This window comes from Flavobacterium cheniae (genome assembly GCF_004363695.1).
Lineage (GTDB): Bacteria > Bacteroidota > Bacteroidia > Flavobacteriales > Flavobacteriaceae > Flavobacterium > Flavobacterium cheniae.
The window spans coordinates 162,823-177,670 of sequence record NZ_SNZC01000003.1 but is presented as its reverse complement, the minus strand read 5'-3'; the positions used below and the strand labels follow the sequence as shown (position 1 = coordinate 177,670).

Here is a 14,848-nt window from a genome sequence, read left to right as displayed (position 1 = left end):
TTAAATTTCCAAAGAGAATTTGTAACAAACATCTCTTTTTTTCTACTTATATCTAATTCAATTTTGATAAAATGAAAAAAATAATCCTTTCCCTTTCTTTAGTGGGATTTTTATGGAGTTGTAGCCCAACTCAAACAACTGCTAAACAAAATGATGTAGCAGTAACAATCGATTTAATTAATGTTAAAGACGATAAAGTAATGGTTACCGTTACACCTCCAACTATTACAAGTGAAACTGTAACTTTTCATTTCCCTAAAACAGTTCCTGGAACCTATTCAGAAGACGATTACGGTCGTTTTATTGAAAATGTAAAAGCATTTGATGCTAAAGGAAATACACTTAAAGTAGCTAAAATTGATGAAAATTCATATACTATTTCCGATGCTAAAAAACTATCAAAAATCACATACTTAGTTAATGATTCATTTGATACAGAAGGTGGTGCAGGTTTTGGTGAAAGCGAAGATATTTTCTCACCTTCAGGAACAAATATTAATGCTGGAACAAACTTCATGTTAAATACGCATGGATTCATTGGATACTTCAAAGGAAAAGAAGAAACACCATACAAATTAACCGTTACACACCCTGAAACTTTATTAGGTGTTTCGGCAATGATAGATACAGATGCAAGTGCTACTTCAGATGTATTTTTAATGTCAAAATATGCAAGTTTGGTTGAAATGCCAATCATGTATTCTAAACCTGATTTCACTTCTTTCATGGTAGATGACATGGAAATTATCATCAGTGTGTATTCTCCAACAGGAAAATATACCGCTAAACAAATTACACCTCACATGGAAAACATGATGAAGGCACAAAAACGTTTCTTAGGACCAATTAACTCTACAAAAAAATACGCCATCTTATTGTACTTGTCTGATATGGCAGCTAAAGATGCAAAAGGTTTTGGAGCATTAGAGCACCCAACATCAACTGTAGTAGTTATGCCAGAAATGATGGGATTAGAAATGTTACAAGAACAATTAAAAGACGTAGTTTCTCACGAATTCTTTCACATTGTAACACCATTAACAATTCACTCAAACGAAATTCAATATTTCGATTTCAACAATCCTCAAATGTCGGAACATTTATGGATGTATGAAGGTGTAACCGAATATTTCGCTAACTTATTCCAAGTAAATCAAGGCTTAATTGACGAAAAAGAATTCTTCGAAAGAATGGCAGGCAAAATTGCACAATCGCGCCAAATGAACGACAATATGAGTTTTACAAAAATGAGTAAAAACGTATTGAATCCTCCTTACAAAGAACAGTATTTAAACGTATACCAAAAAGGAGCTTTGATTGCTATGTGTATGGATATTTTAATTAGAGAAAACAGCAATGGTCAAAAAGGAATTTTAAGCCTAATGCAAGAATTATCTAAAGAATACGGAACAACAAAAGCATTTAAAGACGAAGAGTTATTTGATAAAATTACGGCATTGACTTACCCTGCTGTAGGTGAATTCTTAAAAAACCACGTAGCTGGTGAAACTCCAATTCCTTACGAGCAATATTTTGCTAAAATGGGAGTTACAGAAGCAACTATCGAAATTGCTGGAAATCCATTCTTAAAAGGGCAAACACAACCTTATATCACGGTAAATCCTGCTACAAAAGAAATCATGATTTTACCTGATACAGAATTAAATGTATTCATGACTACTTTAGGTTTAAAGAACAATGATACGCTTTTGGCTTTCAATGGTAAAGACTATAATTTAGATAATATCTACGATTTAATCATGGCAAGTATGAACTGGAAAGATGGTGATGCTATGACCGTAAAATTCAAAAGAGATGGTAAAGAACAAACTGTAAAAGGAAAAGTTGTAATGCCAAAAGAAAAACAAGACGGATATCAAGCAACTGATGACACTAAAAAAACAGTTAGAGAGGCTTGGTTAAGAGGTTAAATTTAAGTTTAAAGAGTAACAAATCTTGATTTTTGAATTTGAACTTGAATTTAAACTTGAAATTTGCATTTGATATTGCACTTGAAAATCCTCAAAGTACTTAGTATTTTGAGGATTTTTTTATTTACTTTGCGAACATAAAATAAAACAAAAGGATGAAGAAGATATTTTTAGTTGCTATTGCCGTTTTCACACTTATTGCATGTGACAAAAAAGAAGTTGATGCCGATGCTAACATTCATATTACTGGAGATGTAAAAGGCTTAAGTCAAGGGAAATTGTATTTACAAAAAATACAAGATTCGGCTTTAGTAATTTTAGATAGCATTATCGTTAACGGAGATTCAAAATTTGAGAGTCACATTAAACTTGATAGTCCAGAAATGTTATATTTATTTTTAGATAGAGGACAAACCAATTCTATTGATAACAGCTTACCGTTTTTTGCTGAGCCTGGAAATATTAAAATTGAAACTACCTTAAAACATTTTTTTGCTGATGCGAAAATATCAGGTTCTAAAAATCATGATTTATGGAAAAAGTTTGATAGCATTAATAGTAAATTCAGAGATCAAAACTTAGCTTTGATGGAAAAACGGTTAAAAAACGAATTAAAACCTAATGCAACCACTACAGATAGCATTGAGAAGGCATATAAAAGCTTATTAACGAGAAAATATCGTTACACGGCACATTTTGCAGCTACAAACGGAAATAAAGAAATTGCGCCTTATTTAGCGCTTTCAGAAATTGCTGATATCAACACAACGTATTTAGACACCATTCAAAAAAGTTTGACACCTGAAGTTGCCAAATCAAAATACGGAAAAATGCTTAACGAGCATATTAAGGAAAGAAAAACTTTAGAAGTTCAGAAATAAAGTAAAGCGGTCAGTAATTGACCGCTTTTTTTTATGCTATATTCAAAATTGATTTTTATCTTTATAGAATATCGATACTTATAGTCCATGCGAAAGAATTCAAACGGAGAGTGGACATTTAAAAAATAGATTAAAATGAAATATAAATTAATATTAATATCAATAATAATATTGTTAAATTGTAATAATGCGACTCTTAATAATAAGAACGAAAATCAGACTTTTTTTGTTGAATTCTTCTATCACAATAAGGGAGCTAAATACCCTATGAGATATACTTGTGGGAAATTAATAAGTGGAAAAACTGATAGTAAACCAAATTATAAAAAAATCAATAATAAGGAGTTTACTGAAAAAGTAATTTCGTACTATACTAATTTAAAAGAGGCAAAGGATGAAAGATTTGATGCTAGAATACATTTTCTAGTACATTCACAAAAAGGAGTTGATACCATTTGCATGGGTGAGACTTTTGGAATTGTTGTAAATGGAGTTACAAAAGAGGATTCAGAAGAATTTATTAATTTTATTAAAAATGAAATTTATAAATAATAAATGGTAATTTATAAAAACAATCATTACAACATTTTAGAAACCCTAATTTAAAATAAGATTAGTTAACTAGTTCACCGCTAGCGCGAGCATCTTGCTCGTGACTACATATTTCAAACATTAAAAAACCTTTTTTATACTTTGTGTACACAAGCGTGACGCTTGCGGATGCGTTTTAAAAGATTCTGAAATCAAAGATTCAATGAAGTTAAACAAGTTCAGAACGACTTGAAATAAAAAAACCACCACATTGCTGTGATGGTTTTTAATTTGAGCCGGCGGAGGGACTCGAACCCACGACCTGCTGATTACAAATCAGCTGCTCTAGCCAGCTGAGCTACGCTGGCAACTCAAATTTCGAGTGCAAATATAAGGGTGAATTTTTAATTTCCAAATATTTTTTACACTTTTTTTATTGATTTTTTTATTTTAATTCGTTTATTTTCGCAACAAATTGATTAGCAGCAGCTTCGTATTCTTTACGAATTTGTTTAAAATGTGCTTTTTTATTCTCAACGTCTTTTACGTTAGCTTTTGTCATTAAAGCATCGAAAGTTTCGTACACTTCATCAATTAATTTATCAGATGCTTCAGTTGGTTTTCCTGTTGTAGACATTTCCCAAATGTAAACGATGTTTACAATATCACCTAAAACGTAGTTGATTTCTTTTTTCAAGTTTTTAACGCTTGCCATTTTGTATAAATTTAAAATTTGAAGCAAAATTACATAATATATTTTGTTCTCAATACATTATATGGAAATTTCTAACAATGTAGCCTTTCCTTTAATGGTTAAATTCTCAATACATGCCGGAATCAAAATTGTATCTCCCATTCGGTATCGTAAGATTTCGCCATTCATTACCATTTCAAATTGTCCATTGGTACACATAAAAACGGTGAAAGCTTGTTTCTTTCGTTTCCAAATAAAACGATCTTGTAACGCGATAATATTAGTGATAAAATAAGGACAATCTACCACCAAAGTACTTTGATTAGCCTCTTCCTTATATGTTATTTTAGAATCAGTTGCGTTATAATTAATTGCATCCAAAGCTAATTCGGTATGTAATTCTCTACCGTTTCCGTTAGCATCTACTCTATCCCAATCGTAAATTCGGTAAGTAACATCACTTGTTTGTTGAATTTCTGCTACCACAACCCCAGCTCCAATGGCATGAATAGTGCCAGTTTCTAAAAAGAAAACATCGCCTTTTTTTACTGGAGATTCATTCAATAAAGCCACTAAATTTTTATTTTCTAAATGTGCTAAGTATTCTTCTTGATTAGAATCTTTCTTAAACCCAACCACCAAACGAGCCGATTCATCTGCTTGCATTACATACCACATTTCGGTTTTCCCGAAAGAATTATGGCGTTCTTTAGCTAAATCATCATTCGGATGCAATTGAATAGATAAATCTTCCTTGGCATCTATAAATTTAAAAAGCAATGGGAATTGTTTTCCAAAACGAGCAATGACCGATTTTCCTAAAATTTCTTCAGGATATAAATCAATAATTTCGTTGATATTCTTTCCTTTCAAAACACCAGTAGCAACCACACTAATGTCGCCAGGCACGGTTGAGATCTCCCAACTCTCGCCAGTAGTTTCAGAAACTATAGGTTTGTTGAGATAGGTTTTCAACTTCGTACCGCCCCAAATGCGGTCTTTAAGTATCGGTGTAAAGGTTAAAGGATAAAACTTCATAGTCAAATAGTGAAGTACAAAGATGCAAAAAATTCTAACGAATTACAGAAATTGGAAGTCTTACTTTGTGAAAAAATATTTTATTTTGACTTTTTGATAGCGTCTAAAGCCTTTGTAATATGATTTTTAGCACTGATGCTATCAAAAATATAAATACAATATCCTTTAGCGTCAAAAACATAAGTTACACGTCCTGGTAACAATCCGAAAAGTGCGGTTGGAACGCCAAATAAACGACGCAGTTTTCTATCAGCATCAGAAAGTAAAATAAAAGGAAGTTTATATTTTTGTTGAAAGTTTTGATGCGAAGTAGCCGAATCACCACTTACGCCAATAACTTCGGCACCCAAATCTTGAAAATCTTGATACGCATCTCTAAAACTACAAGCTTGAGTAGTGCAACCTGGCGTAAAATCTTTTGGGTAAAAGTAAATTACAACTGGTTTATGTTGAATAGAAGCACTTTCAAAAGCAGTTCCATCTTGTTTAGCCGCTTTAAAACTTGGTAATTTATCTCCAATTTGAATTGCCATAATTAGTTTCCTTTATAAGTTACAAAGTTTCTCGGAGTTTCGTACAAGGTAATTTCTAATTCTTTATCAGAAGCTATCAAAACGCGAAGTTTGTTCCAAATAATATAAGCAATGTGCTCGGCTGTCGGATTCAAATCCTTGAACTCAGGAACATCTTCATTCAAGTTTTTATGATCAAATGCTTCTTCAATATGTTCTTTGATTAAATCGGATAAAATTTTAGTATCAATTACATAACCCGTTTCCATATCCACTTCACCAGTTACCGAAACAATCAATTCGTAATTATGTCCATGAAAGTTAGGATTATTACATTTTCCAAACACTTCCTGATTTTTTTCCATTGACCAATCCTTGCGATACAAACGATGCGCAGCATTAAAATGGGCTTTTCTTGAAACAGTTACTCTCATGGCAATTTAGAATTTAGAAATTTGAATTCAGAATTAGTGGTTTGGAAATTTATAATTTATGTTCTTCTAGATAATGATAAAACTCATCAAATATAATCTTAAACCAAACGGTATAAGCCTCTGGATTTAAAATCATATCTTCTTTTATCGCTTCAATGGTCATCCATTTCCAGCTTTCAACTTCATCATCATTAATAACAGGTTCTCCGTTGTAATAGCCAATCATCACATGATCCAATTCGTGTTCGGTTAAGCCATTATCAAAAGGTGCTTTGTATATGAAATGAAATAGTTCTTTTAACTCTGCTTTAAAACCCATTTCTTCAAACAAACGGCGTTTTCCAGCTTCAATATTGGTTTCGCCAGCGCGTTGATGACTGCAACAAGTATTAGTCCACAAAAGTGGTGAATGGTATTTGTGATGCGCGCGTTGTTGCAACATCACTTCATTTTTATCATTCAAAATAAACACCGAAAAAGCTCTATGTAAAACTGCTTTTTCATGGGCTTCCATTTTATTCATCAGCCCAATAGGCTCGTCTTGTTCGTTGACTAATATTACTTGTTCTTCTATCATAGGATTTGTAATGCTTGTCAAAAATACAAAAAAAGAAAGGATTGGAAACTAGTTTTTGAGTTTGTGATAAGTTTAACTTGTGTTGAATTCCAAAGTAAAAAGAGCAATCGAAACTTAAAATTGGCGGGTTTTATAGAAGTGAACGTTTTTTTCACTACCTTTGTCACATTGGTAATGATAATAATTTCTTCTCGCAATACTTTGAATAAAAGTACTTTATAAATTTCTTGTTTATTTCGCTTGTGTGTTTTTATCCTTTTACTTTAAAACAAATATTAATTTAAATTATTTAAAATTTAATGGCTAGACCGCAGGAAACCTTTAACAAAAAAGAACAAGAAAAACTTCGTGCTAAAAAACGAAAAGAGAAACAAGAGAAAAAAGAAGCACGTAAATCAAACCCTAAATTATCGGGAGAAGATTTATATGTGTATGTAGACGAGAATGGTCACTTAACCAGCACACCTCCAGATCCATCTAAAAAAATTATTGTTGATGTAGAAAGCATCGAAATTGGTACTTCAAGAAGAACTGAGGAAGATGAAGCACCAACGGAACGCAGAGGAACAATCGATTTTTTCAATGATTCTAAAGGTTTTGGTTTCATTAAAGCTGTTGAAACAGGAGAAAAATACTTTGTACACATTAGTGGTTTACTAGATGATGTAAAAGAAGGTAACTTAGTAACTTACGATTTAGAAAAAGGCGCTAAAGGCATGAATGCTGTAAACGTTAAAAAAATATAATTCCCCTTTTTATCCCAAAAATCAAAATCACAGTGCAAGCTGTGATTTTTTTATTTCGATAAACTCTCCGCAATCTTCAACGCACACTTTTCACCATCAATCGCTGCGGAAATAATACCACCTGCATAACCTGCACCTTCTCCACACGGATACAAGCCTTTGATTTGAACGTGTTCCAATGAAAAATTATCTCTTGGAATTCTAACTGGAGATGATGTTCTACTTTCTGGCGCATGTAAAATAGCTTCGTTAGTCATGTAACCTTTCATGGCTTTTCCGAATTGCACAAAACCTTCGCGCATAATTTGCGATAAAAATCCAGGAAAAACTTGTCCCATTTCTACCGAAGTAGTCCCAGGAACATAAGACGTTTTTGGAATGTCTTTAGATACTTTATTTTGAGTAAAATCAATCATTCTTTGCGCTGGAACTTTTTGAGTTTCTCCAGCCAAATGCCATGCTTTTTGTTCGATGGCTTTTTGAAATTCCATTCCAGCTAAAGGCCCGAACTTTTCATAAGGCTTGAAATCTTCTAATTTTAACTCCACTACAATTCCAGAATTTGCTGTTGCTTGATCACGTTTTGAAGGCGACCAACCATTCGTAACTACTTCGCCAGGAGCTGTAGCACAAGGCGCAATTACACCTCCGGGACACATACAAAACGAATACATACCACGACCATTCACTTGTTTTACAATCGAATAAGGTGCTGGCGGTAAATAATCGCCTCTAAAATCACACGAATATTGAATTTGGTCAATCAATTCCTGTGGATGTTCTGCTCGAACACCTAATGCGAAAGGCTTCGCTTCAATATGAACACCTTTTTTATGTAACAATTCGAAAATATCACGAGCGGAATGTCCGGTTGCTAAAATGACTTTATTAGCCGAAATCACATCACCATTTTGAACCACAACACCTTGCATTTCGTTGTTTTTGATTACAAAATCAGTCACACGAGTTTCAAACAATACTTGCCCACCACATTCGATGATTTTCTCTCGAATATCTTGAATAATTTGAGGTAATTTATTGGTCCCAATGTGCGGATGTGCTTCTACCATAATATCTGGCGTAGCTCCAAAACCAACTAAAAGGGCTAAAATCCTATCAATATCGCCACGTTTTTTAGAACGTGTATATAATTTTCCATCCGAATATGTTCCTGCTCCACCTTCGCCAAAACAATAATTGGAATCTTCGTTTACGATATGATCTACATTAATCGCTTTTAAATCGCGACGACGACCACGAACATCTTTTCCTCGTTCTAAAACGATAGGTTTTAAACCTAATTCGATTAATTGTAAAGCAGCAAATAATCCAGCTGGACCTGCTCCTACTACAATTACTTCTTGTTTATTGGCAACATTTGGGTAATCAGGTAATTCTATTTTTTGCGCTTTATATTCTTCACCAACCAAAAAAATATTCGCCTTAATATTCATTTTAATGGCTTTCTGACGCGCATCGATAGAACGTTTTAAAACATCCACTTTTTGAATTTCTTTTGGGCTAACCTGAAATAACTTTGCAACATGTTGGGCTAACAAACTTTCGTTTGCCGCTACTTCGGGTGAAACTTGAAATTGAAATTCGCGTGGCATAAATTGGTTTTAAAAAATGAATTATTTTGCAAAAGTAATCATTTGAAACTATTTTTTAGATGCAAATGCTCGCAAAGCAAATGAAGCCAACCAATGTTCACCTTCATAATTTCCATCCACAATGGAAGGTAATGAAAAAGACAAATGAGCATCTGCCATTGGTTTCAAGTGAGAAAATTGTTTTGGATATTGTTGAATCAAATCATACAAATTCCAAGCTCTACTAAAATTAAGTCCATCTAAATGTACTAAATGTCCATCGGTTCTATCTGACACTTTTGCGACATCCCATTTCCATTTTTTAGAGAATAATTGAGGCGCAAATTTTTTAATCCATGGAATAAACTCATTTTGAGGAAGAATTCGTTGCATTATGGCTACTTCTTCCATGCATGGTGAAAGAAAATCAGTACCGCTTGGCTCCCAATTAAAAGGACAATTTTCATCTTTTAAAAACATACGTTTAGCATTTTCTTTAATACTGTTTTGCAAAGCAATATTACCAGAAAAAACAGCATAATCCCAAGCATTTGTTAGTCCAAAAGCAGTATTAGAATGTGTTCCAACACGAATAGGGTATAAAAGTTTTGGTAAAAATTCGATATAACGTTTGATAATTAAATCCGTCAAAGGACGCAGATTGTCAGCCAATTCTTTTGCATACGAATCATTTGAAATTTCTAATTCATGTTGTAATTTTAATAGCCAATTCCATCCATAGGTTCTTTCAAAAGATTTTTCATGCGTTTTTTCAAAATAGGCAATTTCCTTATCAATATTTTCTTTGGAAAGATTAATTTTAAGCTTCTCTATAATGAGTGCTGCATCTTTAATATCTTTGAAATTAGATAACAAATACACTAAACTCCAATGTCCATGTACCGAAGAATGCCAATCAAAACAACCATAAAAAGCAGGATGTAATACTTTTGGAGAAAGTAATTCGGTTTCATTCAGTAAAAGTTGATTTAGTTTATTGGGATATTCTTGTTGTAAGCATTTTACAGGCAAACTCGCCAAATGATTGGCTTGTTCAATTGTCAAATTTTGCGAGAGAGCAATACTACTAACCAGAAAAAAAAGTACACTTTTCATAACAAATAGTTTTTTCAAATTTAGTAAAAACTTACCTTTGAAAAATAGTTAATTACAATGTCTAGAAAAATAAAACTAATTTGGGATTTTAGAGGAGAAGCAGCTGCTAAAACAGCAGAGCATCACGATATTCATTTAAAAGAATATTTAGTTGAGGAAAAAATAACGTTAGAAAAAACGGGATTTGAAATCATTAATGAAATGCACGCAATTGCTTTCATTGTGGTAGAAGAAAAAGACATGATTATCTTTAGAGACATTTTAAAACCACACCGAGGAGAAGTTTACACAGCAAATTAAATATGATCACAACCATTATAAGCATGTTTGGAAACAAATGTCCAAATTGCAACAAAGGAAAGATTTTTGAAAAAAGATTGTTGCATTTTAGTTTTAGTTTCCCAAAAATGCATGAAAATTGCTCTAATTGCGGTACGAAATTTGAAAAAGAACCTGGCTTTTTCTTTGGCGCTATGTTTGTTAGTTACGGACTTGGAGTGGCAGAAGCCTTAATAACTTATTTTATCTGCATGCCGTTTTTTGAAGAAACTTTCGATTTGAGAATTATCCCAATAATTGGAGTTGTGATTTTAAGTTTAACCTTAGTCAACATCAAACTATCGCGAATTATTTGGATTTATATGTTTAAGGATTATTCGGTGTAAAAAAGAAAATCCAAACTCTTTTTTAAATGGAGTTTGGATTTTTATTTTTTGGAATCTAATACTAATTCGCTACTTCACTAATAAACTTAATACGCATTAAACGAAGTTCTTCGATATCGTAATCGCCATCAAATTCTTTTAAAGCGTCTTTAATATTATCGGATTCGGAATCCATGAAATAATCATGAATCTCTTCTTGTTGGTCTTCATCTAAGATTTCGTCAATCCAATATCTTATATTTAATTTTGTTCCTGAATAAACGATTTGTTCCATTTCTTTCAACAAACCATCCATGTCTAAACCTTTTGCCTTGGCAATATCGTCTAAAGCTAGCTTTCTGTCTACGTTTTGAATAATATACAACTTCAAACCTGAATTGGCTCCAGTAGATTTTACCACCAAATCATCAGGACGAATAATATCGTTATCTTCAACATATCTATTGATTAGATCAATAAAAGGTTTTCCGTATTTTTTAGCTTTTCCTTCTCCTACTCCATGAACATTACTCAATTCATCAATTGAAATAGGATATTTTAATGCCATATCTTCCAAAGAAGGATCTTGGAAAATAACAAATGGTGGAACGCCTAACTTTTTAGCTTCTTTCTTGCGTAAATCGCGCAACATACTCATTAACGCTTCATCAGCTGTTCCTGTAGATTTTGCTGCCGTTACAATTGCTTCATCTTCTTCTTCATTGTATTCATGGTCTTCCGACATCATAAAAGAAACTGGTTTTTTAATAAACGCTTCTCCTTTTTCTGACATTTTCAACACACCATAGGTTTCAATATCTTTTGTCAATAATCCATCTACTAAAACCTGACGAATTAAAGCCATCCAATATTTCTCATCAAAATCAGCACCACTTCCAAAATAAGGTTGCGTATCAATTTTTTGTGCTTTAATAATCGCATTGACTTTACCTACAAGTGCTAAAACTACTTCTTTCGATTTGAACAATTGTTTGGTATCGCGAACTACTTTTAACAAAGTAACCACTTGGTCTTGTGCTTCGACTTTCTTTTTCGGATTGCGAACATTGTCATCCATATCGGCGCCATCTCCATTAACATCATCGAATTCTTCACCGAAATAATGTAATAAGAATTTACGACGTGACATCGAAGTTTCGGCATAAGCTACCACTTCTTGTAACAACGCAAAACCAATTTCTTGTTCGGCAACTGGTTTTCCAGAAAGGAATTTTTCTAATTTTTCAATGTCTTTATACGAATAATACGCCAAACAATGTCCTTCGCCACCATCACGACCAGCACGACCTGTTTCTTGGTAGTAACTTTCTAATGATTTTGGAATATCGTGGTGAATTACAAAACGAACGTCTGGTTTGTCGATTCCCATACCAAAAGCGATGGTTGCTACTACAACTTCCACATCTTCCATTAAGAACATGTCTTGATGTTTAGCACGTGTTTTAGCATCTAAACCCGCATGATAAGGAACAGCACTTACACCATTGACTTGTAAAACTTGTGCAATTTCTTCCACTTTTTTACGACTCAAACAGTAAATAACACCTGATTTTCCTTTATGTTGTTTGATGAATCGAATAATATCCGATTCGATATTTTTAGTTTTGGTACGTACTTCGTAATATAAATTAGGTCGGTTGAACGATGCTTTAAAGGTATTCGCATCAGGCATATCCAAGTTTTTTAAGATATCTTCCTGTACTTTTGGAGTTGCCGTTGCCGTTAAACCAATCATCGGTACATCGCCTAAAAGACGAACAATATTTCTTAAGTTACGATATTCAGGACGGAAATCATGTCCCCATTCTGAAATACAATGTGCCTCATCAATCGCTACGAAAGAAATTGGAACACTATTTAAAAATTCAATATATTCTTCCTTAGTTAAGGATTCTGGTGCTACATATAATAGTTTAGTGATGCCCGAAGTAATGTCTTTTTTTACTTTGGCAATCTCAGTTTTATTTAAAGAAGAGTTTAATACGTGCGCTATTCCTTGTTCAGAACTTAAGCTTCGAATGGCATCTACTTGGTTTTTCATTAAGGCAATCAGCGGAGAAACCACAATCGCGGTTCCATCTAATACCAATGCTGGCAACTGATAACAAAGTGACTTTCCTCCACCAGTAGGCATAATCACAAAGGTATTATTCCCTGTAATGATACTTTTAACTACTTGTTCTTGAAGTCCTTTGAATTGGTTAAAACCAAAATATTTCTTTAATTCTTTATGTAAATCAATTTCGTGTGGATTCATTCTCTATTAATATGATTTTACCTAAATTTGCAAACATAAAGATACGACTTTCTTTTACACATACAAATTTTTTAATTTTTCTATTTTGAGCACAACTGAAACGATTTTAGCTACCGCAAAACGAACTTTACTTTCCGAAAGTAAAAGCATCGCAGATCTTGTAAATTACTTAGATGAAGACTTTGCCAAAAGTGTTACCGAAATCTATAACACCAAAGGAAGATTGGTAGTAACTGGAATTGGCAAAAGCGCTTTAATCGCTCAAAAGATTGTAGCCACTTTAAATTCGACGGGAACACCTTCTATGTTTTTACATGCAGCAGAAGCCGTTCATGGTGATTTAGGAATGGTACAACCAGAAGATATTATCATTTGTATTTCAAAAAGCGGCAATAGTCCAGAAATTAAAGTATTGGCTCCGTTATTAAAACGTTTTGGCAATACCTTAATTGGAATGACAGCAGATAAAAATTCGTACTTAGGAAAAGAATCACACTATATTTTACATGCTTATGTTGAAAGTGAAGCTTGTCCAAACAACTTAGCACCGACAAATAGTACTACAGCTCAATTAGTATTAGGAGATGCTTTAGCTGTTTGCTTAATGGAAATGCGCAACTTTAAAAGTGAAGATTTTGCCGTATATCATCCAGGTGGAGCTTTAGGAAAAAAATTATTACTTCGTGTGAAAGACATGTTAGATACTACTCACAAACCAATGGTTACTCCGGATGCCTCTATCAAAAAAGTAATCATGGAAATTTCAGAAAAACGTTTGGGTGTAACAGCGGTTATTGAAAACAATCAAGTAGTAGGAATTGTAACTGATGGCGATATTCGTAGAATGTTGAACAACCGTGATACTTTTACCGATTTAACAGCGCAAGATATTATGACTAAAAATCCAAAAAATATTAATTCTGGTATTTTAGTTTCAGAAGCGTTGGATATTTTGGAAAATAATTCAATCACACAATTAGTAGTGGTTGACAACAACGAATACAAAGGAATACTTCACCTACACGATATTTTAAAAGAAGGAATCGTATAATGGCAGAAAAAAACATAAAAGAGATGTCGTTTTTAGACCATCTTGAAGAATTACGTTGGTTATTAGTAAGAAGTTCAGCAGCAATTTTAATTTGCGGTGTGGTAGCTTTCTTTTTTAGCGATTTTATTTTCAATGAAATTATTTTTGGACCAAAAAGTCCCGACTTTGTCACCTATCAATTCTTTTGCGATTTAGGAAAACAATTTGACATGGCAGACACAATGTGTATCAACGAAATCAATCTCCCTATTCAAAACAGGGAAATGGGTGGGCAATTTTCTATGCACATGTGGACTTCAATTACGGTAGGATTTATTTTTGCATTCCCCTTTATTTTATGGGAAATTTGGAAATTTATTAGCCCGGCTTTATATGAAAAAGAGAAGAAATATGCCGCTTCGTTCATCATTGTTTCTTCAATTCTATTTTTTATTGGTGTATTGTTTGGCTACTATTTAATTGCCCCGTTATCAGTACAATTCTTTGCGAGTTATATTGTGAGTCCAGAAATTAGTAATTCGATTGATATTGACTCCTACATGAGTTTGATGAAAACATCCGCTATTGCAAGCGGATTGTTATTTGAATTACCAATTATCATTTTCTTCTTAACAAAGATTGGATTGGTAACACCAGAATTTTTAAGAAAATACCGAAAATACACTTTAGTCATCGTGTTAATTGTAGCAGCAGTCATTACACCACCAGATGTTTTGAGCCAAATTATCGTTACAATCCCAATTATGATTTTATACGAAGCAAGTATTTTGATTAGTGTTTTAGTTGTAAAAAGTCAAGAAAGAGAAAAATTAAAAGCATAAAA

16 protein-coding genes and 1 tRNA gene are annotated in these 14,848 nt (G+C 33.0%); 8 read left to right on the top strand and 9 right to left on the bottom strand.

Annotated elements, in window-relative coordinates:
• Positions 1–71 precede the first annotated feature (71 nt).
• The 3 genes from C8D80_RS09640 to C8D80_RS09630 all read left to right on the top strand — a co-directional run bounded on the left by C8D80_RS09640 (position 72) and on the right by C8D80_RS09630 (position 3,364).
• Positions 72–1,931, top strand: a complete 1,860-nt coding sequence (locus C8D80_RS09640; protein WP_133609785.1) for a M61 family metallopeptidase — start codon at positions 72–74, stop codon at positions 1,929–1,931.
• A gap of 155 nt (positions 1,932–2,086) precedes the next feature.
• Positions 2,087–2,812 (top strand): DUF4369 domain-containing protein, encoded by a 726-nt coding sequence (locus C8D80_RS09635; protein WP_133609783.1) that lies wholly within the window; start codon positions 2,087–2,089, stop codon positions 2,810–2,812.
• Positions 2,813–2,947: 135 nt separating this feature from the next.
• The gene (locus C8D80_RS09630; protein WP_133609781.1) at positions 2,948–3,364 is read left to right on the top strand and encodes a hypothetical protein; all 417 of its coding nucleotides are present in this window, start codon (positions 2,948–2,950) and stop codon (positions 3,362–3,364) included.
• 273 nt (positions 3,365–3,637) lie between these two features.
• Here C8D80_RS09630 and C8D80_RS09625 read toward each other — a convergent pair.
• The 6 genes from C8D80_RS09625 to idi all read right to left on the bottom strand — a co-directional run bounded on the left by C8D80_RS09625 (position 3,638) and on the right by idi (position 6,598).
• A tRNA-Thr gene (locus C8D80_RS09625) sits at positions 3,638–3,711 on the bottom strand.
• A 77-nt stretch (positions 3,712–3,788) separates the two neighbouring features.
• Entirely contained in the window at positions 3,789–4,058 is a 270-nt protein-coding gene (locus C8D80_RS09620) for a hypothetical protein (RefSeq protein WP_133609779.1), read from the bottom strand.
• A 57-nt stretch (positions 4,059–4,115) separates the two neighbouring features.
• Positions 4,116–5,081: a type I phosphomannose isomerase catalytic subunit gene (locus C8D80_RS09615; RefSeq protein WP_162845063.1), complete on the bottom strand. Its 966-nt coding sequence runs from the start codon at positions 5,079–5,081 to the stop codon at positions 4,116–4,118.
• A 74-nt stretch (positions 5,082–5,155) separates the two neighbouring features.
• A complete protein-coding gene (locus C8D80_RS09610; protein ID WP_133609775.1) occupies positions 5,156–5,608 on the bottom strand; it encodes a peroxiredoxin in 453 nt (150 codons plus the stop codon).
• Positions 5,609–5,610: 2 nt separating this feature from the next.
• On the bottom strand, positions 5,611–6,021 hold the full coding sequence (locus C8D80_RS09605; RefSeq protein ID WP_133609773.1) for a 6-pyruvoyl trahydropterin synthase family protein: 411 nt from the start codon (positions 6,019–6,021) through the stop codon (positions 5,611–5,613).
• Positions 6,022–6,070: 49 nt separating this feature from the next.
• Entirely contained in the window at positions 6,071–6,598 is a 528-nt protein-coding gene (idi, locus tag C8D80_RS09600) for an isopentenyl-diphosphate Delta-isomerase (RefSeq protein WP_133609771.1), read from the bottom strand.
• Positions 6,599–6,897: 299 nt separating this feature from the next.
• Here idi and C8D80_RS09595 point away from each other — a divergent pair, with 299 nt between their 5' ends.
• Positions 6,898–7,344 carry a cold-shock protein gene (locus tag C8D80_RS09595; protein ID WP_133609769.1) on the top strand — a complete coding sequence of 149 codons (447 nt, stop codon included), beginning with the start codon at positions 6,898–6,900 and terminating at the stop codon, positions 7,342–7,344.
• 50 nt (positions 7,345–7,394) lie between these two features.
• Here the strand turns inward: C8D80_RS09595 and C8D80_RS09590 are convergent, their stop codons facing one another.
• Entirely contained in the window at positions 7,395–8,957 is a 1,563-nt protein-coding gene (locus C8D80_RS09590; protein WP_133609767.1) for an NAD(P)/FAD-dependent oxidoreductase, read from the bottom strand.
• A gap of 48 nt (positions 8,958–9,005) precedes the next feature.
• On the bottom strand, positions 9,006–10,052 hold the full coding sequence (locus C8D80_RS09585; RefSeq protein ID WP_133609765.1) for a DUF2891 domain-containing protein: 1,047 nt from the start codon (positions 10,050–10,052) through the stop codon (positions 9,006–9,008).
• Positions 10,053–10,109: 57 nt separating this feature from the next.
• Between C8D80_RS09585 and C8D80_RS09580 the strand changes: the two genes are divergently transcribed.
• Positions 10,110–10,352 carry a hypothetical protein gene (locus C8D80_RS09580; protein WP_133609763.1) on the top strand — a complete coding sequence of 81 codons (243 nt, stop codon included), beginning with the start codon at positions 10,110–10,112 and terminating at the stop codon, positions 10,350–10,352.
• Positions 10,353–10,354: 2 nt separating this feature from the next.
• On the top strand, positions 10,355–10,717 hold the full coding sequence (locus tag C8D80_RS09575; protein WP_133609761.1) for a DUF983 domain-containing protein: 363 nt from the start codon (positions 10,355–10,357) through the stop codon (positions 10,715–10,717).
• Positions 10,718–10,778: 61 nt separating this feature from the next.
• Here the strand turns inward: C8D80_RS09575 and recQ are convergent, their stop codons facing one another.
• The gene (recQ, locus tag C8D80_RS09570) at positions 10,779–12,974 is read right to left on the bottom strand and encodes a DNA helicase RecQ (RefSeq protein ID WP_133609759.1); all 2,196 of its coding nucleotides are present in this window, start codon (positions 12,972–12,974) and stop codon (positions 10,779–10,781) included.
• Positions 12,975–13,059: 85 nt separating this feature from the next.
• On the opposite strand from recQ, the gene C8D80_RS09565 reads away from it, so the two are divergent.
• Both C8D80_RS09565 and tatC read left to right on the top strand, forming a co-directional pair.
• Entirely contained in the window at positions 13,060–14,025 is a 966-nt protein-coding gene (locus tag C8D80_RS09565) for a KpsF/GutQ family sugar-phosphate isomerase (RefSeq protein WP_133609757.1), read from the top strand.
• On the top strand, positions 14,025–14,846 hold the full coding sequence (tatC, locus tag C8D80_RS09560; RefSeq protein WP_242004802.1) for a twin-arginine translocase subunit TatC: 822 nt from the start codon (positions 14,025–14,027) through the stop codon (positions 14,844–14,846). The genes C8D80_RS09565 and tatC overlap by 1 nt, the downstream gene beginning before the upstream one ends.
• Positions 14,847–14,848 lie beyond the last annotated feature (2 nt).

Coding starts and splice junctions, on each gene's coding strand:
- C8D80_RS09585 (WP_133609765.1), bottom strand. CDS start 10,052: ATGAAAAGTGTACTTTTTTTTCTGGTTAGTAGTATTGCTCTCTCGCAA.
- C8D80_RS09575 (WP_133609761.1), top strand. CDS start 10,355: ATGATCACAACCATTATAAGCATGTTTGGAAACAAATGTCCAAATTGC.
- C8D80_RS09630 (WP_133609781.1), top strand. CDS start 2,948: ATGAAATATAAATTAATATTAATATCAATAATAATATTGTTAAATTGT.
- C8D80_RS09605 (WP_133609773.1), bottom strand. CDS start 6,021: ATGAGAGTAACTGTTTCAAGAAAAGCCCATTTTAATGCTGCGCATCGT.
- C8D80_RS09590 (WP_133609767.1), bottom strand. CDS start 8,957: ATGCCACGCGAATTTCAATTTCAAGTTTCACCCGAAGTAGCGGCAAAC.
- idi (WP_133609771.1), bottom strand. CDS start 6,598: ATGATAGAAGAACAAGTAATATTAGTCAACGAACAAGACGAGCCTATT.
- C8D80_RS09580 (WP_133609763.1), top strand. CDS start 10,110: ATGTCTAGAAAAATAAAACTAATTTGGGATTTTAGAGGAGAAGCAGCT.
- tatC (WP_242004802.1), top strand. CDS start 14,025: ATGGCAGAAAAAAACATAAAAGAGATGTCGTTTTTAGACCATCTTGAA.
- C8D80_RS09595 (WP_133609769.1), top strand. CDS start 6,898: ATGGCTAGACCGCAGGAAACCTTTAACAAAAAAGAACAAGAAAAACTT.
- C8D80_RS09620 (WP_133609779.1), bottom strand. CDS start 4,058: ATGGCAAGCGTTAAAAACTTGAAAAAAGAAATCAACTACGTTTTAGGT.
- C8D80_RS09635 (WP_133609783.1), top strand. CDS start 2,087: ATGAAGAAGATATTTTTAGTTGCTATTGCCGTTTTCACACTTATTGCA.
- C8D80_RS09640 (WP_133609785.1), top strand. CDS start 72: ATGAAAAAAATAATCCTTTCCCTTTCTTTAGTGGGATTTTTATGGAGT.
- C8D80_RS09610 (WP_133609775.1), bottom strand. CDS start 5,608: ATGGCAATTCAAATTGGAGATAAATTACCAAGTTTTAAAGCGGCTAAA.
- recQ (WP_133609759.1), bottom strand. CDS start 12,974: ATGAATCCACACGAAATTGATTTACATAAAGAATTAAAGAAATATTTT.